This is a genomic window from Pseudoduganella aquatica, from assembly GCF_009857595.1.
Classification (GTDB): Bacteria; Pseudomonadota; Gammaproteobacteria; order Burkholderiales; family Burkholderiaceae_D; genus Rugamonas; species Rugamonas aquatica_A.
The window spans coordinates 1-17,817 of the sequence record NZ_WWCU01000023.1 but is presented as its reverse complement, the minus strand read 5'-3'; the positions used below and the strand labels follow the sequence as shown (position 1 = coordinate 17,817).

General features: G+C 66.0%; 18 protein-coding genes and 1 tRNA gene. 13 read left to right on the top strand and 6 right to left on the bottom strand.

Features of this window, described 5'->3' with window-relative positions:
- The first annotated feature begins 3 nt into the window (after positions 1-3).
- The 8 genes from tfpB (at position 4) to GTP77_RS18915 (ending at position 6,277) form a co-directional block, all read left to right on the top strand.
- Positions 4-1,770, top strand: coding sequence for a type IV pilus assembly ATPase TfpB (tfpB, locus tag GTP77_RS18950; protein ID WP_161073711.1), 1,767 nt, complete (start codon positions 4-6; stop codon positions 1,768-1,770).
- 84 nt (positions 1,771-1,854) lie between these two features.
- Positions 1,855-1,930: transfer RNA gene (locus GTP77_RS18945), tRNA-Lys, on the top strand.
- A 101-nt stretch (positions 1,931-2,031) separates the two neighbouring features.
- Entirely contained in the window at positions 2,032-2,235 is a 204-nt protein-coding gene (gene relB / locus GTP77_RS18940; RefSeq protein WP_161073710.1) for a type II toxin-antitoxin system RelB family antitoxin, read from the top strand.
- Positions 2,192-2,485: a type II toxin-antitoxin system RelE/ParE family toxin gene (locus GTP77_RS18935; protein WP_308807756.1), complete on the top strand. Its 294-nt coding sequence runs from the start codon at positions 2,192-2,194 to the stop codon at positions 2,483-2,485. Before relB ends, GTP77_RS18935 begins: the two co-directional genes overlap by 44 nt.
- A 130-nt stretch (positions 2,486-2,615) precedes the next feature.
- Positions 2,616-3,200 (top strand): LysE family translocator, encoded by a 585-nt coding sequence (locus GTP77_RS18930; RefSeq protein WP_161073708.1) that lies wholly within the window; start codon positions 2,616-2,618, stop codon positions 3,198-3,200.
- A gap of 9 nt (positions 3,201-3,209) precedes the next feature.
- A complete protein-coding gene (locus tag GTP77_RS18925) occupies positions 3,210-4,676 on the top strand; it encodes an aminotransferase-like domain-containing protein (RefSeq protein ID WP_161073707.1) in 1,467 nt (488 codons plus the stop codon).
- A 108-nt stretch (positions 4,677-4,784) separates the two neighbouring features.
- Positions 4,785-5,543 carry a helix-turn-helix domain-containing protein gene (locus GTP77_RS18920; RefSeq protein ID WP_161073706.1) on the top strand — a complete coding sequence of 253 codons (759 nt, stop codon included), beginning with the start codon at positions 4,785-4,787 and terminating at the stop codon, positions 5,541-5,543.
- Between the two features lie 38 nt (positions 5,544-5,581).
- Positions 5,582-6,277 (top strand): hypothetical protein, encoded by a 696-nt coding sequence (locus GTP77_RS18915; protein ID WP_187358771.1) that lies wholly within the window; start codon positions 5,582-5,584, stop codon positions 6,275-6,277.
- Between the two features lie 37 nt (positions 6,278-6,314).
- On the opposite strand, the gene GTP77_RS18910 is transcribed toward GTP77_RS18915, so the two are convergent.
- The gene (locus tag GTP77_RS18910) at positions 6,315-6,623 is read right to left on the bottom strand and encodes a DUF1272 domain-containing protein (RefSeq protein WP_161073704.1); all 309 of its coding nucleotides are present in this window, start codon (positions 6,621-6,623) and stop codon (positions 6,315-6,317) included.
- A gap of 64 nt (positions 6,624-6,687) precedes the next feature.
- Positions 6,688-7,503, bottom strand: coding sequence for a LamG-like jellyroll fold domain-containing protein (locus GTP77_RS18905; protein ID WP_161073784.1), 816 nt, complete (start codon positions 7,501-7,503; stop codon positions 6,688-6,690).
- 210 nt (positions 7,504-7,713) lie between these two features.
- Here GTP77_RS18905 and GTP77_RS30895 point away from each other — a divergent pair, with 210 nt between their 5' ends.
- From GTP77_RS30895 to GTP77_RS18895, 3 genes are read left to right on the top strand one after another with little or no spacing between them, the layout of a single operon-like run.
- Entirely contained in the window at positions 7,714-7,848 is a 135-nt protein-coding gene (locus GTP77_RS30895) for a hypothetical protein (RefSeq protein ID WP_260048860.1), read from the top strand.
- Positions 7,848-8,924, top strand: coding sequence for a rod shape-determining protein RodA (rodA, locus tag GTP77_RS18900; protein ID WP_161073703.1), 1,077 nt, complete (start codon positions 7,848-7,850; stop codon positions 8,922-8,924). The genes GTP77_RS30895 and rodA overlap by 1 nt, the downstream gene beginning before the upstream one ends.
- A gap of 3 nt (positions 8,925-8,927) precedes the next feature.
- Complete coding sequence (locus GTP77_RS18895) at positions 8,928-12,200, top strand: two-component regulator propeller domain-containing protein (protein ID WP_161073702.1); 3,273 nt, start codon at positions 8,928-8,930, stop codon at positions 12,198-12,200.
- Between the two features lie 23 nt (positions 12,201-12,223).
- Here GTP77_RS18895 and GTP77_RS30680 read toward each other — a convergent pair whose 3' ends face one another.
- From GTP77_RS30680 to GTP77_RS18880, 4 genes are all read right to left on the bottom strand, one after another.
- Entirely contained in the window at positions 12,224-12,595 is a 372-nt protein-coding gene (locus tag GTP77_RS30680) for a polysaccharide deacetylase family protein (RefSeq protein WP_229202260.1), read from the bottom strand.
- Positions 12,559-12,894 carry a polysaccharide deacetylase family protein gene (locus GTP77_RS30675; protein WP_371869373.1) on the bottom strand — a complete coding sequence of 112 codons (336 nt, stop codon included), beginning with the start codon at positions 12,892-12,894 and terminating at the stop codon, positions 12,559-12,561. Before GTP77_RS30675 ends, GTP77_RS30680 begins: the two co-directional genes overlap by 37 nt.
- Positions 12,895-13,006: 112 nt before the next feature.
- Complete coding sequence (locus tag GTP77_RS18885) at positions 13,007-13,294, bottom strand: HigA family addiction module antitoxin (RefSeq protein WP_223149369.1); 288 nt, start codon at positions 13,292-13,294, stop codon at positions 13,007-13,009.
- A gap of 7 nt (positions 13,295-13,301) precedes the next feature.
- Positions 13,302-13,580: a type II toxin-antitoxin system RelE/ParE family toxin gene (locus tag GTP77_RS18880; RefSeq protein WP_161073782.1), complete on the bottom strand. Its 279-nt coding sequence runs from the start codon at positions 13,578-13,580 to the stop codon at positions 13,302-13,304.
- A 166-nt stretch (positions 13,581-13,746) separates the two neighbouring features.
- On the opposite strand from GTP77_RS18880, the gene GTP77_RS18875 reads away from it, so the two are divergent.
- Both GTP77_RS18875 and GTP77_RS18870 read left to right on the top strand, forming a co-directional pair.
- The gene (locus GTP77_RS18875; RefSeq protein ID WP_161073701.1) at positions 13,747-15,402 is read left to right on the top strand and encodes a GMC family oxidoreductase; all 1,656 of its coding nucleotides are present in this window, start codon (positions 13,747-13,749) and stop codon (positions 15,400-15,402) included.
- A 58-nt stretch (positions 15,403-15,460) separates the two neighbouring features.
- A complete protein-coding gene (locus GTP77_RS18870; protein ID WP_161073700.1) occupies positions 15,461-17,593 on the top strand; it encodes a S9 family peptidase in 2,133 nt (710 codons plus the stop codon).
- The last annotated feature ends 224 nt before the right edge of the window (positions 17,594-17,817 follow it).

The window sequence follows — 17,817 nt, the reverse complement described above, 5'->3', positions numbered from 1 at the left end:
CAGATGAAAGCACTAGACCTGCAACAAATCTTCACCTGGCTGCTGGCCGATGGCCTGGTTGAAAAAGCCAACGTCAAAGCCGCCTACGCCCAGGCCCAGGGCATCCTCAAGAACACGGTCGGCTCCATGCATCCGCTGTGCGCGGTGGCGCACTGCAAGCTGCTGTCGGCCCAGGCGCCGCACAAGCTGCTCACGCTGGACATGCTCACCGAATGGCTGGCCAGCCACGCCCAGCTGCCCTTCTACCGCATCGACCCGCTGAAAATCGACTTCACCAAGGTGGCCGACGTGATGTCCGCCAACTACGCGGCGCGCTTCAACATCCTGCCGGTGGAAATGAGCATGGACACGCTGGTGGTGGCCACCGCCGACCCGTTCGCGCACGAGTGGGAAGCGGAGATCGCCAAGATCTCGCGCCGCGTGGTGCGCCGCGTGATCTCCAACCCGCTCGACATCGCGCAATACACCTCGCAGTTCTTCGCGCTGGCCAAGTCCATCAAGAAGGCCAACAAGTCCAACGGCCAGGACCTGGCGCTGCGCAACAACTTCGAGCAGCTGGTGGAGCTGGGCAAGAGCAACCGCCAGGTGGACGCCAACGACCAGCACGTGATCAACATCGTGGACTGGCTGTGGCAGTACGCCTTCGAACAGCGCGCCTCGGACATCCACCTGGAGCCCAAGCGCGACCTGGCCACCATCCGCTTCCGCATCGACGGCGTGCTGCACCAGGTGTACCAGGTGCCGGCGGTGGTGATGATCGCCATGACGGCGCGCATCAAGCTGCTGGGCCGCATGGACGTGATCGAAAAGCGCCGCCCGCAGGACGGCCGCATCAAGACCCGCACCGCCGGCGGCCAGGAGATCGAGCTGCGCCTGTCCACCCTGCCCACCGCCTTCGGCGAGAAGCTGGTGATGCGTATCTTCGACCCCGAAGTGGTGGTCAAGACCCTGCCCGAACTGGGCTTCCCCGAGGACGACGCGGCGCGCTGGGACGCGCTGACCAAGCGCCCGCACGGCATCATCCTGGTCACCGGCCCCACCGGCTCGGGCAAGACCACCACGCTGTACACCACGCTCAAGGCGCTGGCCACGTCGGAGGTCAACGTCTGCACGGTGGAGGACCCGATCGAGATGGTGGAGCCGGCCTTCAACCAGATGCAGGTGCAGCCCGGCATCGACCTGACCTTCGCCGACGGCGTGCGCGCGCTGATGCGGCAGGATCCGGACATCATCATGGTGGGCGAGATCCGCGACCTGGCCACCGCCGAAATGGCGATCCAGGCCGCGCTGACCGGCCACCTGGTTCTGTCCACGCTGCACACCAACGACGCCCCCTCGGCCGTGATGCGGCTGCTGGAGCTGGGCGTGCCGCACTACCTGCTGGAAGCGACCCTGGTCGGCATCATGGCGCAGCGCCTGGTGCGCACGCTGTGCGCGGACTGCAAATCGCCGGACGGCCACATCGCCGACGACGTGTGGCAAGGCATAGGCGGCGCCTGGGACCTGCCCAAGCCGGAGCGCGTGTACCGCCCGGTCGGCTGCCCCGAATGCCGCCAGACCGGCTACCGGGGCCGCACCGGCATCTACGAGCTGCTGACGGTGACGGAGGCCTTCAGCCAGCAGGTGCAGGAGGAAACCGACATCGCCGCGCTGCGCCGCCAGAGCGTGGCCGACGGCATGAAGCCGCTGCGCATCGCCGGCGCCTACAAGATCGCCGAGGGCGTCACCAGCGCGGAAGAAGTGCTGAAAGTGACGTCGGCGCTGGCCTGACGGTGGCCTGACAGAGAAAAACGCGGAAAGCGCGCAAAAACCTTTGCAAGCGCGCATCGAGCTGTATATAATACGGCCTCTTTCGGGTCGTTAGCTCAGCTGGTAGAGCAGCGGACTTTTAATCCGTTGGTCGCAGGTTCGAATCCCGCACGGCCTACCACGAATTCAGCAGTACCAAATCAGGCTTACCCGCTTCGGCGCGTAAGCCTTTTTTGCGTCGCTATACGAGATTCGGTAAGGCTGCCTTATAATTGACTTACCATGAGCACCATACTGTCCCCCATAGAGTCCGAATTCGCCACGGCTGAAGAAGCCGAGGCGTATGATCGCTGGTTCCGGGCAAAGGTAGAAGCTTCGCTGGCCGACCAGCGTCCGCCATCACCACACGACGAAGTAATGGCCAAGCTGCGAGGCATCATTGATGCAAAGCGGAGCACTCATGCTTCCGATCCTTTGGCGCGCTGAAGCGCAAGCAGACCTCGCTGCGATCCTTAAATTCATTGCCGATCGCAATCCGCACGCCGCGCTTGATTTGTACGACGATATTCAGCGTGTAGTAACCCAACTCCCTCATCCCCCCCACCTCTATCGCGTTGGCCGCGTAGCGGGCACGCGCGAGCTCGTTGTTCATCCTAATTATGTTGTGGTGTACCGCGTTGGTGCGCTGGCGATAGAAATTGTCGCAGTCGTACACTCGCGGCAGCACTACCCCTGATTGCAGGGCACCGCCGGACTGTCACTGCCCAACGACTGATACAGCACGGCTCTGTACCTGCCTCCTTGTGCCTTGTCCGCACCACGCTGCGCTCCTAGACTGGTGCCACTTCACACCAGGAATTGCAGTCATGACCGAACTCCTCCCCTTGATGAGCTATTGCCTTGTAATGTCGGCCACGCCCGGACCGAACAACGTCCTGCTCGCCACCACCGGCGCCAATTTCGGCGGGCGCGGCGCGCTGCCCATTATCCTCGGTATCCAGGCCGGCATGTTCGTGCAGACCATGCTCATGTGCATGGGGCTGAGCAGCGTCTTTGTCGCCTACCCCATGGCGCATCAGGTGCTGCGGGTGGGCGGCTCGCTCTACCTCGTATTTTTGGCCTGGAAGCTCAGCGGCGCCTCGGCGGGCGGGACGCAGGCGGCCAAGGCGGTGTCCTTCGCGCAGGCGGCGGCTTTCCAGGCGCTGAACCCCAAGAGCTGGCTCAAGACCATTACCGTGGCGTCGGTGTTCATGCCGGCGGGGCACAACGCCTTCGGCGACGCGCTGCTGGTGGCGGTGATAGGCGCGCTGGTGGGCGCGCCGTGCAACGCCGTCTGGGCCTTGTTCGGCATGTCGATTCGCCACGTGCTGCAAGATCCGCGCAAGCAGCGCATCTTCAATCTGACCATGGGCGCCATCCTGCTCGTCCTGGCCGTGATGATTTTGCGCTAGACTGCCTCCATGATCGCCATCGACCGCTCCTCTCCCGTCGCCCTGTCCACGCAGATTGAAACCAAACTGCGCCAGATGGTGGAGAGCCGCGCCCTGCCCGGCGGCGCCAAGCTGCCGTCGATACGCCAGCTCGCCACCCAGCTGGCCGTGAGCACCAACACCGTGGTGGCGGCCTATGACAGGCTGGTCGCGGCAGGCGTGATCGATACGCATGGCACGGCGGGATTTTTCGTCTGCACCGCCACCGACGCCAGCCGCTCTATTCCCGACGAAGTGGCGCTGGAGGCCGGCGAGGAGCAGGAACCGGTCTGGCTGGCGCAGCAGGCAAACGACCAGCGCGCCGGAATATTGCAGGCCAGCAGCGGCGCCTTGCCGCCCACTTGGCTGCAGGACGCGGTGCCGGCCGCCGCCGTGCAAAGGGCGCTGGCAGGCAGCGCCGCCGGCATGGCCTCGCGTTGCCCGCCCCAAGGTCTGCCGGAACTGCGCGAGCACATCGCGCTGCTGCTGCGCGGCGTGGGCGCGGCGGTGGACGCCGGCCACATCCTCACCACCTTCGGCGGCACCCATGCGATCGACCTGATCTGCCGCAGCTTCCTGCAGCCCGGCGACACCGTGCTGGTGGAAGACCCCGGCTATTTCCTGATGTTCGGCCGGCTGCGCCAGGACGGCATCCGCCTGGTGTCCATCAAGCGCGGGCCGGACGGCCTGGACCTGGACGCCCTGGAGGCAGCCTGCCGCGAGCACCGCCCCCGCCTGCTGTTCGTGCAGACGGCCTTGCACAACCCCACCGGCTGGAGCAGCAGCGCCGCCAATCTGCACAAGGTGCTGATCCTGGCGCAGCAATACGGCTTCCTGATCGCGGAAGACGACGTGCACGGCCATTTCCAGCACGCCCACAGCACCCGGCTGGCGTCCCTGTCCGGCCTGGACGGCGTGATTTACTACTCCAGCTTCTGCAAGGCGCTGAGCCCGGCCTTGCGCATGGGCTATCTCGCCGCCGCCCCGGCCCTGCTCAAGGTGCTGATGCGGACCAAGATCCACTCCCTCATGACCACCCCGGCGCTGAATGAATATGTGCTGCTGGAAGTGCTGCGGGCCGGCAATCTGCGCAAGCATCTGGACCGCATGCAGCGCAAGATCATGGCGGCGCGCAATGCCAGCACGCGCCAGCTGAGCGCGGCGGGCGTGCTGTTCGAGCAGCCCGGCGATGCGGGCATCTTCCTGTGGGGCACCATGCCCGACGGCCTGGACGTCGACCTGCTGGTGCAGGACGCCTACCGCAACAAGATACTGCTGATGCGCGGCGCGGCCTTCTCGGCGAACGACACGCCGGACCGGCACATCCGCTTCAACGTTGCATTCAGCCAGCACCCGCGCCTGAGCACTTATCTGCAGGAGCGCCTGCAGGCCGTGGCCGGAGCGCGCTCCAGCCTGGCACGCGCCAGCAGTGCGGAAAATTCGGCCCGCCAGCGCTAATCCCCGCCAGAACCGCAATATTCATCGATATTCCCGCATATTCAGCTTCTCATTCCCCGCTGAATCCAGAAGAATACGTGCCATCTCTACAAGAAAAGGCACGCATCGATGAACTTCGGCGAAAAGCTCAAACACATCCGGACCGAGAAAAACCTCACCCAGCCGCAGCTCGCGGCCGCCATCGGCATTGAGCAGTCCTACCTGTCCAAGTTGGAAAACGACAAGTCGCAGCCCTCGGCCGACATGTTCAGCACCATCGTCAAGGCGCTGGAAATGGCGCCGGCCGATTTCCTGAACGGCATCGACAGCAAGGTCTTGCAGACCTCGCTGCGCCACATCCCCGAAGTCAGCCACTTCCTGAACGGCAATACCGCGCGGCGCGTGCACGATGCGAAAAAATGGCTGTTCGGCGCGGCCTCGGCCTGCGCGCTGGGGTTCGCGCTGATGCTGGCCGCCAACGACGGCATTTTCTCGTCCAACAATCAGTACAAATACATTTCCAAGGGCGTGATCCTGCCGGACGAGTCGGACAACGTCTTCGACCAGTTCAAGGAAGTCCTGAACCTGAAGCTGGCCGCCGCCACCATCAGCAGCGCCGAACACGCCAGGATGCTGGCCGAGTTCGAGGCGGCCAGGGTCAGGCTGGCCACGGCGGAGTTCTGGGGTGACCGGGGCAGCGTGTTTTTTGAAGCCGCCGGCAAAGCCCGGCGCAAGTTTGAACTGGCCGGCGTGCGCTATGTGCGCTCGCCGGTCAACAAGGTGTTGCAGTACCTCGGCGCCCTGTTCGCATTCTGCGGCGTGCTCGCCTTCCTGGTCGAGTGGCGCTTGCGCAGGGCTAATGCAGTAATAAGCAAAGGAGACGCATAGTGTCGCAAATCAGGACTTTCTTAGCAGGGGCAAGCACCATGGCCAGCGCGCTGGCCGCCGTATTCGTACTGACCGGGGCCAGGGAGCCGCTCAAGCATGAGCGCTTCGACGAGATCACCGTGGGGCGCATCAATATCGTGGAGCCGGACGGCACCAAGCGCATGGTCATCTCGAGCAAGGCGCAGTTCCCCGGCGACTTCCTGCAAGGCAAGGAAAACGCCCGCCCGGACCGCGCCAACGTCGCGGGCATGCTGTTCATTAACGACGAAGGCACGGAGAACGGCGGCCTGATCCAGCGCGGCACCCTCAGCGCCGACGGCAAGGTTTCCTCCGGCCTGTCGCTGACCTTCGACCGCTTCCGCCAGGACCAGGCTTTGCAGCTGCTGAACCACGACAGCGAGGCACACCAGCAGACCGCCATCAAGATCAACGACGTGCCTTACTACCAGGTGACGTCGATGGAAGACGTGCGCGGCTTCAGCGCGGAGGCGAAAAAGCTGCCGCCCGGCGAGCAGCAGGCCTATTACCAGAAGCTGTCCGAGCAGGGCCGCCTGAGCAAGAACCGCATCTGGCTCGGCAACACCGGCGACAAGGGCGCGTCCCTGCAACTGAAGGACGCCAGGGGCCGCGTGCGCATGATGCTGCTGGTCAGCGCAGACGGCAAGGCGGAGATCCAGATGCTGGATGAAGCCGGCAAGGTCAGCAAGACCATCTCGCCGGCCTCCAGGGACTAGCGCCCCACCGCCGGCGGCAGCGCTGCGGCCGGCAATCTCAGCGGGATTCCGGCGGCAGCGCGGCGATCTGCGCTGCAAAGACGGCGTGCGCTGCCGCGTCCACCGGACGGTGCTTGGGCTCGGTGCGCGCCGGGTCGTTGCCGAGGTAGTTGTTGTTCTTCCAGTTGCGAACCGGACGCACCGGGCGCTTTTCAAACCCGCCGCCGCAGTTGGGGCAGACATTGGCCAGCAGCCCCTCCACGCAGCCGGCGCAGAACGTGCACTCATAGCTGCAGATGCGCGCGTCCAGCGCCTCGGGCGGCAGGTCTTTGTTGCAGTGCTCGCAGGTCGGTCTCAATTCCAGCATGGCGGCTCCAAGTTGCATAAAAAGCCATTGTAGCAATAAGAGCGCGCTGGGGCGGACCTCCGGCTTACTGCTTGCGGGCGCGGCGCTTGCGGGCCACGGCCAGCATGCCCAGGCCCAGGCCGAACACGGCCAGCGTGCCTGGCTCCGGCACCATGTGCAGGGCCTGGATTTCAGCCTGGGTCAGCGCGGTGTTGTAAATGCGCGCTTCGCTGATCACGGCGTCCAGGCCGCCGGGGCCGTTGGCGGACGAATTGGCGTGGCGGATGCCGAACAGGATTTCGGTGTCGTTCGCGGTCCAGGTGGCGGCGTTGCCGGACAGATAGCTGCCAATGCTCTGGCCGTTGCGGTAGCCGGTGATCTGCAGCGTGCCGTTGCCGAAGTCCTGGTAGGTGATCGCCATCTGGATCAGATTGCCAGTCGCGCTTTCCGTGTAGCCGGGATTGAAGGTCTGGTTGCGCCAGCCGTTGCTGCTGCCGTTCATCCAGGTGTTGGCCTGGTTTTCGCCATAGATAATGCCGTCGAAGTTGTCGCTGTTAACCTTGTCGATGGTCATGAACGAACCTGCGGTGGCAGCGGCGCTCAAGCCCGTCAGCTCACCCCACACCACCAGCGTCTTGCTGGTGATCGCCGCACCGGTATAACCGGTGGTGCGCGCCCAGCCCAGCTCGGTGGTGCCGTTTCCATCCACGGTCAGCTTGCCGTTGGCGATGCTGGCATTGCCGCGCAGCTCCAGTGCGCCAAAGTTGCCGGTCGAGTCAGCCAGCACATTCGGCCCCTGGAAGGTCCACTGGCCGATAAGCGTGGCGTGGCTGGCGCCGGCGGCGAACAGCAAAGGAAGGCAGAGGGCGAGGCGCGACAGGCAGCGTTGGAAAAGGGACATGGAATTTCCTTCTGGAATAAGTTATTTCCTAAATACAAGCAACTTCCATTCCATGCCACTATACCCAAGGCGCGCAGACCCCGCTGTAAAGTTTTCCGACAAGAAAATAGACGTAATCTCTGGAAATACCTTCCAAGTAGCAAAATGCGCCGAAATTGCTGTAAAGTTTTCCGACATGTTAAAATATTATCTTTCCGAGAGAAAATAACAATGAACCAGCAACCACAAGATCCCCACTTCCGCCGCCGCCTCGCCATCCTGGCGGCCATTGCGCTGGTGGGGCTGCTGGGACTGGCCGGGCGGCTGGTGTGGCTGCAGGCGATCAGCCAGCAAGGCACGCACTGATGCTGCGGCGCTGCAAATCCCTACTGGCGGTACTGGACCCGCAGCTGACGCTGTGCGTCCTGCTGCTGCTGGCCACCGGCGTGCTCACCATGTACTCGGCCGGGGCAGACTTCCCCGGCCGCTTCGCCATGCATCTGCGCAATGTGCTGATCGCGCTGGTCATCATGTGGGCGGTCGCCTGCGTGCCGCCGCAAACGCTGATGCGCTACGCCGCGCCCATCTACGCGGCCGGCGTGCTGCTGCTGCTGGCCGTGTTCATGATGGGCGAAATCAAGAAAGGCTCGCGCCGCTGGCTGTACATCGGCTTCGACATCCAGCCATCCGAAATGATGAAGATCGCCATGCCGCTGATGCTGGCCTGGTTCTTCCACCAGTACGCCAGCCTGGCGCGCTGGAAAACCTTCGCCGTGGCCGCCCTGCTGCTGCTGATTCCCGCCGCGCTGATCATGAAGCAGCCCGACCTCGGCACCGCGCTGCTGGTGCTGGCGGCGGGCGCCTATGTGATCGTGCTGGCGGGCCTGTCGTGGAAGGCCATGGGCGCGCTGGTTGCGGGCGCCGCCGCCAGCATCCCCATCGCCTGGCCGCTGCTGCACGACTACCAGCACCAGCGCGTGCTCACCATGCTCAACCCGGAAGCCGACCCGCTGGGCAAAGGCTTCCAGATCAAGCAGGCCGGCATCGCCATCGGCTCGGGCGGGCTGGACGGCAAAGGCTGGCTGCAAGGCACGCAGGGCCACCTCGGCTTCGTGCCCGAGCGCACCACCGACTTCATCTTCTCCGTGTACGCCGAGGAATTCGGCCTGCTCGGCATCGCCGTGCTGCTCACGCTGTACTTCCTGCTGATCGCGCGCGGCCTGGCCATCACCGCCGGCGCCACCACGCTGTTCGCGCGCCTGCTGGGCGGCGCCGTCACCATGATTTTCTTCACCTACGCCTTCATCAACATCGGCATGGTGAGCGGCGTGGTGCCGGTGGTCGGCGTGCCGCTGCCCTTCATCAGCTACGGCGGCACCGCGCTCACCACGCTGGGCATAGGCGCCGGCATCCTGATGGCCATACGGCGCCAGCGCGCCTGAACCATGGCCCGGCCAGCCCGCCTCCTGCTTGCATCGCTGCTGCTGGCCGCCGGACTGGCGAACCCGGCGCACGCCGCGCCCGCACCGGTGCGCCAGTTGCGCTTTGAAAACCTGAGCGCGCTGCACTTCACCATGCCGGCCAGCTCGGTACTGGCGCTGGCGCAAGACGGCCAGGGCCTGATCTGGATGGGCACCCAGAGCGGCCTGTTCCGCCACGACGGCCAGCGCTCCACCATCTACCGCAACGATGCCGCCAATCCCCTCAGCCTGCCCGGCAACTACGTCAGCGCCATCTTCCGCGACAGCCGCCAGCGCATGTGGTTCGGCACCAATAACGGCCTGGCCCGCTTCGACGCCGAACGGGGCGCCTTCGTCAGCCACCGCCCGGCGGCCGGCCCCTCGCTGTTCGTACGCAGCATCATCAGCGACGGCAAGGACGGCTTGTGGCTGGGAACGGCGGCCGGGCTGCACCACTTCGACACTGCCAGCGGCCGCTTCACGGCCTATGCGCACGATCCGCAGCGCCCCGGCACGCCGGCCAGCGACCGCGTGGAGGCGCTGGCGCGCGACCCGGAGGGCGGGCTGTGGCTCAGCGTGTGGCCGCACGGCATAGACTACCTGCCGCCCGGCGGCAGCGCCTTCCAGCACTTCCAGCCTGACGACAGCGCCGCCCCGAACGCCAAGCTGAACACCGTCAGCGCGCTACTGCTCGACGGGCAGCGCCAGCTGTGGATAGGCACGGCCGGCGGCGTGCTGCGCTGGAACATCGGCAGCCCGTGGGCGCAGCGCGAGCGCCTGCCCGCGCCGCCCGAGGTAGGCGACTTTTCCGTCTACACCATCTACCAGGACCGCAGCGACGCGGTCTGGATCGGCACCCAGCCCGCCGGCCTGCTGCGCTGGGACGCCGCGCAGCAGCAGTTCAGCAGCTACCAGCACCGGCTCGGCGATCCGAACAGCCTGCCGTCCAACCGCATCCCCTCGGTGCTGGTGGACCACAGCAACACGCTGTGGGCCGGCACCTGGGACAACGGCGTGGCGCGCGTGGACCTGGGCAGCCAGGGACTGGGCCGCTTCCTGCCCGCCGCCGGCACCCAGGACAGCGCGCCGCGCGGCAACGTGGTCGGCAGCCTGAGCCACGCGGACGAGGGCCGGCTGTGGCTGGGCGGCCCCAGCGGCGTGCGCCTGTACGATCCGGCCAGCGGCAGCGTGCTGCGCAGCTACCGCCACGATCCGGCCCAGCCCGGCTCTCTGCCCAACGACTTCGTGATGGCGTTGCTGCAGCCGCCCGGCGGCCCGCTGTGGGCCGGCACGTCGACCGGGCTGAGCCGGCTGGATCCGGCCGGCGGCACCTTCCGCGAATACCGCTTCGGCGCGCAGGACCGCAACTTCGTGCGCGGCATCGCCCGCGCCAGCGGCGGCGCGCTGTGGCTGGGCACGGACGGCGGCGTGCTGCGCTTCGACCCGGCCAGCGGCAAGGCCGAAGCACTGCCGGCGGGCCGCGCGCTGAGCGCCATCCACAACGCCGGGGCGCTGCTGGAGGACAGCAAGGGCCGCCTGTGGATAGGCAGTCCGTACGGGCGCGGCCTGGACCTGCGCGGCGCGGACGGCGCGCTGCGCAGCTACCGCAGCGACGGCAAGCCTGGCAGCCTGAGCAACGACTTCGTCAACTGCGTGTATGAAGACCGGCAAGGCCGCGTGTGGATAGGCACGCGCAGCGGCCTGAACCTGGTGAGCCAGCAGGCGGACGGCAGCCTGCGCTTCAGCGCCAGCCGGCGCGACGGCTTGTCCGGCATGGAGATCACCGCCATCGAGAGCGATGCCGAAGGCCAGCTGTGGCTGACCGTCACCGGCGCGCTGCTGCGCTTCGACCCGGCCAGCGGCGCCGTGGCCAGCCACTACGCGTCGGACGGCATCTCCTCGGGCAATTTCATCAACGGCGCCTCGCTGGCCGGCGGCGACGGCACGCTGTATTTCGGCGCCTTCCAAGGGCTGACCATCGTGCATCCGGACGCCATGCGCGGCAATACCATCGCGCCGCAGCTGACTGTCACCGGACTGAGCGTGATGAACCGCTCGCTGGCCCTGCTGCCGCGCCCCGAAGCAGTGGGACTGGAAGGCACGCTCAGCGCGCCCAGCCGCTTGCGCCTGCCGTGGGACATGGCCACCTTCTCGTTGGAATTCACCGCCACCCATTTCGCCGACCCCGAACGCAACCGCTACGCCTACCGGCTCGACGGCCTGGACCGCGACTGGATCGCGGCCGACGCGGCGCACCGCGTGGCCACCTACACCAGCTTGCGGCCCGGCAGCTACACGCTGCGCGTCAAGGCGGTCACCAAGAACGGCGTGTGGAGCGACCAGGAACTGGTGCTGCCGGTGACGGTCACGCCGCCGTTCTGGGCCACCTGGTGGTTCCGCGCGCTGGCGGCGCTGGCGGCCGTGCTGGGCCTGCGCTGGCTGTACCGCTGGCGCGTGCGCAGCCTGCGCCAGCACCAGCTGCTGCTGGAAGGCCAGGTGGCGCAGCGCACCAGCGAACTGGCCGGCAAGAACGAAGCCTTGTCCAAGGCCTATGCGGCGCTGCAAAACCTGAGCGTGACCGACCCGCTCACCGGGCTGCGCAACCGCCGCTATATCGAACAGAAGCTGCCGCCGGAAGTGCAGCTGATACTGCGCCGCCACGAAGCGTCGGCCGCGCCCGCGCCGCGCAGCGCCGCGCTGATCTTCTTCCTGGTGGACCTGGACCATTTCAAGCAGGTCAACGACCGCTATGGCCATCCGGCCGGCGACCACGTGCTGATGGCCATGCGCGAGCGGCTGGCGCGCGTGTTCCGCGACAGCGACTTTTTGGTGCGCTGGGGCGGCGAGGAGTTCCTGGTGGTGGCGCGCGACATCGACCCGGCCGGCGCCGGCGCGCTGGCAGCGCGCCTGTGCGAAGCGGTGGCCGGGCAGCCCTTCGTGCTGGAGGACGGCAGCTGCATCCGCCAGACCTGTTCGGTCGGCTATGCCAGCTTCCCCTTCCTGCCGTCCCGGCCGCGCCTGCTGAGCTGGCAGCAGACCATCAAGCTGGCCGACCTCGGCCTGTACGCCGCCAAGCGCAGCGGCCGCGCCGCCTGGGTGGGCCTGGGCTGCGGCCCGGCGGCCCCGGCGCCCGAACAGGTGCAGCAGATGCTGCAGCAGCCGGGCGGCGCGCTGGCAGCCGGCCACCTAGCCGCCACCGCCAGCATCGCGGACGACGCACTGGCCATGGCCTGGTCCACGCTGGATCACACCGCGTAGCGGCACACAACGCTGCGCGCCAGCTAGCGCGGCTGCGCGTTCGCCTTCAGCGCCTCGATTTCGAAATCCCCGTCGTCGACCAGGCGCAGCCAGCCGTCGAACTTGCCCAGGCCCAGCGAGCGCGCCATCGACAGCAGCAAGCTCTGGCCGGCAGCGGGACGGTCGGGCTCCAGCTGGTAGACCGGGTCGGCATACGCGGCGGCGGGCGTGGTGATGGCCCAGCCCATGTCCCTGAACATGGCGATGGCGTCGTCCAGCCACAGGGCGTTGATCAGGTTATGGTGCATCAGCATCACCTGCGCGATGTCGCGGCCCTGCAGCTGCTGCGACAGCGCGCGGTAAGCAAGCGCGCGCTGCTTCAGGTGCGACAGATAGGCGGCGCGGATGGGCGCCACGTCGGCATTGGCGTCGGCGCGCAGTCGAGCACTTCCTGCTGGTACTGCGCCAGCGCCAGCTTGGCGCTGTTCAGGTCTGGATGCGTCATGGTGTGGTTGCCGATGGCGTGGCCGGCCTCGCCCCAGGCGCGCGCCAGCGCCAGCCCTTCCGGCCGGTCAGCGCCATTGCCCGCCGTGACAAACAGCGCAGCCTGCACCCCGTGCTTCCTCAGCGCCGCCAGCATGGCCGCATTACGCTGCTGCGCCGACAGGCGCGGCGTGGCCTCCAGATTCGGTCCGTCGTCAAACGTGAAAGCCACCGACTGCGCCTGCGCCGCTTGAATAAGAAGGACGGATAGACAGGCGACGCAACAATGCATCAGATACCGTGAGGGACGTGATTTGAATGGGGAAAGTGAAGACATCCTTGCCTTAAATACTATTCAAGCGCTCAATTGCAGGCCGCGGCTTCTGCCGAGCTTGCGAAAGGTCGTAGCTTGCCTGCATGTGCAGCCAGCTTTCGGCCTCCCCGCCCAGTGCGGCGGCAAGACGCAACGCCAACTCAGCATTGATAGCATCCTGCCCCTGCAGCACACGGAGGAACGCTACGTGCGGCCATCCTATGCGCTCTGCAAAATCCTCACTGGAGATTCCAGTCCCAGAGAACACACCATCCAACAGTACTTCGCCAGGATGAGGAGGATTGTACATCTGCATCATAGCCACCCTAATGATAATCACTGTAGTCTATCAAAACCGCATCGCCGTGCTCGAACTTAAAAATCATACGCCAATTTTTGTCCACCCATACAGCCCAGCAATCCTTCAGTGCCCCCTTTAGCGGATGCAGATGCCAGCCTGGCAAATCCATGCCGATCGGCCCATACACAGTGTCAAGCTTAGCCAATTGCGCACGCAGACGTGGCGCATGGTGGGCTTGAATACCCGCCATCGAACCGGTCTCGAAGAACCGCTCCAATCCCTTATGTCGAAAGCTCTTGATCATAGTCACGAGTGTAGCGCCCCATCCATTGCGCTCCATCTACCGGAAAGCCGCAGCTTGCGCAGCGTCAAAGTCCCGCGCCAGTAGACGTGCTCCCGGGGCGATTGCGGAGGCGGGCTGGCTGTGCAACACTGGGGGCGCCGCGTGGCGGCGTCTCCTGGAGCGGAATATGTATGACTACATCATCGTCGGTGCGGGCTCGGCGGGCTGCGTGCTGGCGAACCGGCTGTCGGCCGATCCGGCCGTCAAAGTCTGCCTGCTGGAGGCCGGGCCGCGCGACAGCAGCCCCTTTATCCGCATGCCCATCGGCATACTGTTCCTGATGATGAGCAAGACGCTGAACTGGCGCTACCACACCGAACCGCAAGCGCAGCTGAACGGCCGCAAGCTGTTCTGGCCGCGCGGAAAAACGCTGGGCGGCAGCAGTTCCAGCAACGCCATGATCTACACGCGCGGCCACCGCAGCGACTACGACCACTGGGCCGCCCTCGGCAACCAGGGCTGGAGCTACGCCGACCTGCTGCCCATCTTCAAGCGCTCCCAGCACCACGAACCGGGCGCGGACGCCTACCACGGCAGCGGCGGCCCGCTCAACGTGTGCGCCCAGCGCTCGCCCAATCCGCTCACGCAAGTCTTCCTCGACGCGGGCCGCACGGCCGGCTACGCCGCCAATGCCGACTTCAACGGCGCCAGCCAGGAAGGCCTGGGCCGCTACCACCTGACGCAGAAAAACGGCGAGCGCTGGAGCGTGGCGCGCGCCTATCTGCACCCGGTGCTGCAGCGCGCCAACCTCACCGTGATCACCGGCGCGCACGCCAGCAAGATCCTGATGGACGGCAAGCGCGCGCGCGGCGTGGCCTACCTGAAAAATGGCACGCAGCACGAAGCGCTGGCCAGCCGCGAAGTGATACTGTCCGGCGGTGCCATCAACTCGCCGCAGTTGCTGCTGCTGTCCGGCATAGGCCCCCGCGACGAACTGGCGCGCCACGGGATCCCGCTGGTGCATGAGCTGCCCGGCGTTGGGCAGAACCTGCAGGACCACCTGGACGTGCTGCTGGTGCAGAAATGCACCCAGCCCGTTTCGCTCGGCGTCTCCTGGCGCAACCTGCTGGCGCAGGCGGCGCACACGCTGAACTACCTGTTCCTCCGCCGGGGACCGTTCACCACCAACTCGGCCGAGGGCGGCGGTTTCGTCAAGAGCCGTCCCGAGCTGGCCGTGCCCGACCTGCAATTCCACTTCACGCCCGCCACGCTGGACGGCCACGGCCGCACGCTGGCGCACGCCAGGGCCACCATGCTGGGCCACGGCTACGCGCTGCACGTGTGCGACCTGCGGCCCAAGAGCCGCGGCCGCATCGGCCTGCACAGCGCCGATCCCATGGCGCACGCGCTGATCGAGCCGAACTACCTGTCGCACCCGGACGATATGGAGAATATGGTGCGCGGTGTGAAAGCGGCCCGCGCCATCCTCGCCCAGCCCGCCTTTGACGCTTATCGGGGCGCCGAGCTGCAGCCCGGCGCGCCGGTGCAAAGCGACGAGCAGATCCGCGACTTCGTGCGGCGCAAGGCGGAAACCATCTACCACCCGGTGGGCACTTGCAAAATGGGCCACGACCCGCTGGCGGTGGTGGACGACACGCTGGCCGTGCGCGGCCTGCAAGGCCTGCGCGTGGCGGACGCGTCCATCATGCCCACGCTCATCGGCGGCAACACCAACGCCCCCACCGTGGCCATCGCCGAAAAGGCCGCCGACATGATACTGGCAGCCCCGGCGGAGCCGGCCCGGCCCACGACGGATACATTGGAGAAACATTTGGTCGATTGACAGGTGGCATGGTTGTGTCCAACATCTACGGCTTCGACCCACCAGCCGGACTCTGCACATGACCTCTACCCGATTGCTCCATCCCCTGACCGCCCTGCTGCTGGCCACCGCCAGCCTGGGCGCTGTCCACGCAGCCCACGCCGCCGACGCTACCGCGCCGGCCGCCAAGCACGCCATCACCCACGAGGACGTATGGCTGATGAAGCGCGTCGGCGCGCCGGTGCCCAGCCCGGATGGCAAGTGGGCCGTGTTCGCCGTCACCGACACCGCCTATGACAGCAAGGAGCAATGGTCCGACCTGTGGATCAAGTCCCTGGCCGACGACAGCGCGCCGCGCCGCCTGACCTTCTCCAAGGGCGGCGAAGGCAGCGTGAACTGGTCGCCGGACAGCAAGCAGCTGATCTTCATCGCCAAGCGCGACGGCGACGACGCCGGCCAGATCTACCGCATCGACGTGGCCGGCGGCGGCGAAGCCCAGCGCCTGACCACCCTGACCCTGGGCGCGCGTTCGCCCAAGTTCAGCCCGGACGGCAAGCAGATCCTGTTCGTCAGCGACCTGTTCCCCGGCGCCACGGACGAGGAATCCATCAAGAAGATCGCCAAGGAGCGCAAGGACCGCAAATACAGCGCGCGCGCCTACGAAACCTTCCCGCCGCGCTTCTTCGACAAATGGCTGGACGACAAGCAGGTACGCCTGTTCGTGATGGACGCGCAGATCGGCGCCAAACCGAAAGATATCCTGTCCGGCAGCAAGCTGGCGGCCATGCCGGGCTTCGGCGGCGGCCAGGGCGACGAAGGCCAGTCGCTGGACGCGATCTGGGCGCCGGACGGCAAGACCGTGGTGTTCTCCGCCTCCACCAACCGCGACGAACTGGCGCGCGCCTCGGCCTACACGCAGATCTTCGCACTGCCGGCCAGCGGCGGCGAAGCCAGCCAGCTGACCGCAGACAAGCACAGCTACAACAACCTGAAATTCTCGCCCGACGGCAAAACCCTGCTGTGCCTGACGCAGGCCGAAACCGAAGGCAAGGTGTACGACCTGGACCGCCTGGCCAGCTTCGCCTGGCCACTCACCAGCCCGCAGCCGAAAATCCTGACCGCCGCGCTGGACCGCTCCATCTCGCGCTTTGCGCTGCCGGCCGACGGCAAGCGCATTTACTTCACCTTCGAGCACGCCGGCCTGGAGCAGCTGCATTCGATCAGCTACGCGGGCGGCGACGTGAAAGCGGAACCGTCTGCGGCCACCGGCAGCATCAACTCGCTCAACGCGGGCGGCAACGCGCTGGTGGGCGTGTGGGAATCGGCGATCAACCCGCCGGAGGTGTTTGCCTTCAACGGCAAGGCGCCCAAGCGCCTGACCTCCTTCAACGTGGAGAAAGCCGCCGCCATCGACTGGCAGGCGCCCGAGCACTTCTGGTTCAAGACCCCGGACGGCCGCCAGATCCACAACATGATCGTCAAGCCGGCCAACTTTGACCCGAACAAGAAATACCCGCTGTTCGCCGTTATCCACGGCGGCGCCGCCAATATGTGGCGCGACCAGTTCGTGCTGCGCTGGAACTACCACCTGCTGGCCAAACCCGGCTATGTCGTGCTGCTGACCGACTACAAGGGCTCCACCGGCTACGGCGAAGAGTTCGCCCGCTCGATCCAGTTCGACCCGCTGAAAGGCCCGGGCGACGAGGTCAACCAGGCGGTGGACGAAGCCATCAATAAGTACAGCTATGTCGACGGCAGCAAGCTGGCGGCGGGCGGCGCCAGCTACGGCGGCCACCTGGCCAACTGGCTGCAGGCCACCACCACGCGCTATAAGGCCATCGTGTCGCACGCCGGCGAGATGGACCTGGTCATGCAGTGGGGCACCAGCGACAGCGTGTACGGCCGCGAAGTCAACAGCGGCGGCCCGGTGTGGGGCAATCTGCCGGTGTGGCGCGACCAGAGCCCGATCATGCAGGCGGGCAATCATGAGAAAGGCACGGGCTTCAAGACGCCCATCCTGATCACCGTGGGCGAGCTGGACTACCGCGTGCCGGTCAACAACGCGCTGATGAACTTCGCCGCGCAGCAGCGCCTGAACACGCCGAGCAAACTGGTGGTGTTCCCGGATGAAAACCACTGGGTGCTGAAAGGCGAAAACAGCCGCTACTTCTACAATGAAGTGCACGGCTGGCTGGCCAAGTATTTGAAGTGATGGTGTGGCGGGTTACGCGCGGTGCGCTAACCCGCCCTTGTATTATTCCATCTGCCCCGAAAACGGAACGTCGGGGCAGAGCAACTGGATGCCGTATCCGCCCTTGGTCGCCAAGACCGTGATGTAGATTTCGCAGCAGTTGCTCTTATTCCATTAAAGATCGAACAGTATCTTTGGCCCGGCGTGCCGTGAGCCCGCATTTGCAAGGTTGATCAGGAGAAGAG

Bases quoted from the DNA above. Each gene is read 5' to 3' on its own strand.
- tfpB (WP_161073711.1), top strand. From the start codon at position 4: ATGAAAGCACTAGACCTGCAACAAATCTTCACCTGGCTGCTGGCCGAT.
- relB (WP_161073710.1), top strand. From the start codon at position 2,032: ATGAGCACCATACTGTCCCCCATAGAGTCCGAATTCGCCACGGCTGAA.
- GTP77_RS18935 (WP_308807756.1), top strand. From the start codon at position 2,192: ATGCAAAGCGGAGCACTCATGCTTCCGATCCTTTGGCGCGCTGAAGCG.
- GTP77_RS18930 (WP_161073708.1), top strand. From the start codon at position 2,616: ATGACCGAACTCCTCCCCTTGATGAGCTATTGCCTTGTAATGTCGGCC.
- GTP77_RS18925 (WP_161073707.1), top strand. From the start codon at position 3,210: ATGATCGCCATCGACCGCTCCTCTCCCGTCGCCCTGTCCACGCAGATT.
- GTP77_RS18920 (WP_161073706.1), top strand. From the start codon at position 4,785: ATGAACTTCGGCGAAAAGCTCAAACACATCCGGACCGAGAAAAACCTC.
- GTP77_RS18915 (WP_187358771.1), top strand. From the start codon at position 5,582: ATGGCCAGCGCGCTGGCCGCCGTATTCGTACTGACCGGGGCCAGGGAG.
- GTP77_RS18910 (WP_161073704.1), bottom strand. From the start codon at position 6,623: ATGCTGGAATTGAGACCGACCTGCGAGCACTGCAACAAAGACCTGCCG.
- GTP77_RS18905 (WP_161073784.1), bottom strand. From the start codon at position 7,503: ATGTCCCTTTTCCAACGCTGCCTGTCGCGCCTCGCCCTCTGCCTTCCT.
- GTP77_RS30895 (WP_260048860.1), top strand. From the start codon at position 7,714: ATGAACCAGCAACCACAAGATCCCCACTTCCGCCGCCGCCTCGCCATC.
- rodA (WP_161073703.1), top strand. From the start codon at position 7,848: ATGCTGCGGCGCTGCAAATCCCTACTGGCGGTACTGGACCCGCAGCTG.
- GTP77_RS18895 (WP_161073702.1), top strand. From the start codon at position 8,928: ATGGCCCGGCCAGCCCGCCTCCTGCTTGCATCGCTGCTGCTGGCCGCC.
- GTP77_RS18885 (WP_223149369.1), bottom strand. From the start codon at position 13,294: ATGATGCAGATGTACAATCCTCCTCATCCTGGCGAAGTACTGTTGGAT.
- GTP77_RS18880 (WP_161073782.1), bottom strand. From the start codon at position 13,580: ATGATCAAGAGCTTTCGACATAAGGGATTGGAGCGGTTCTTCGAGACC.
- GTP77_RS18875 (WP_161073701.1), top strand. From the start codon at position 13,747: ATGTATGACTACATCATCGTCGGTGCGGGCTCGGCGGGCTGCGTGCTG.
- GTP77_RS18870 (WP_161073700.1), top strand. From the start codon at position 15,461: ATGACCTCTACCCGATTGCTCCATCCCCTGACCGCCCTGCTGCTGGCC.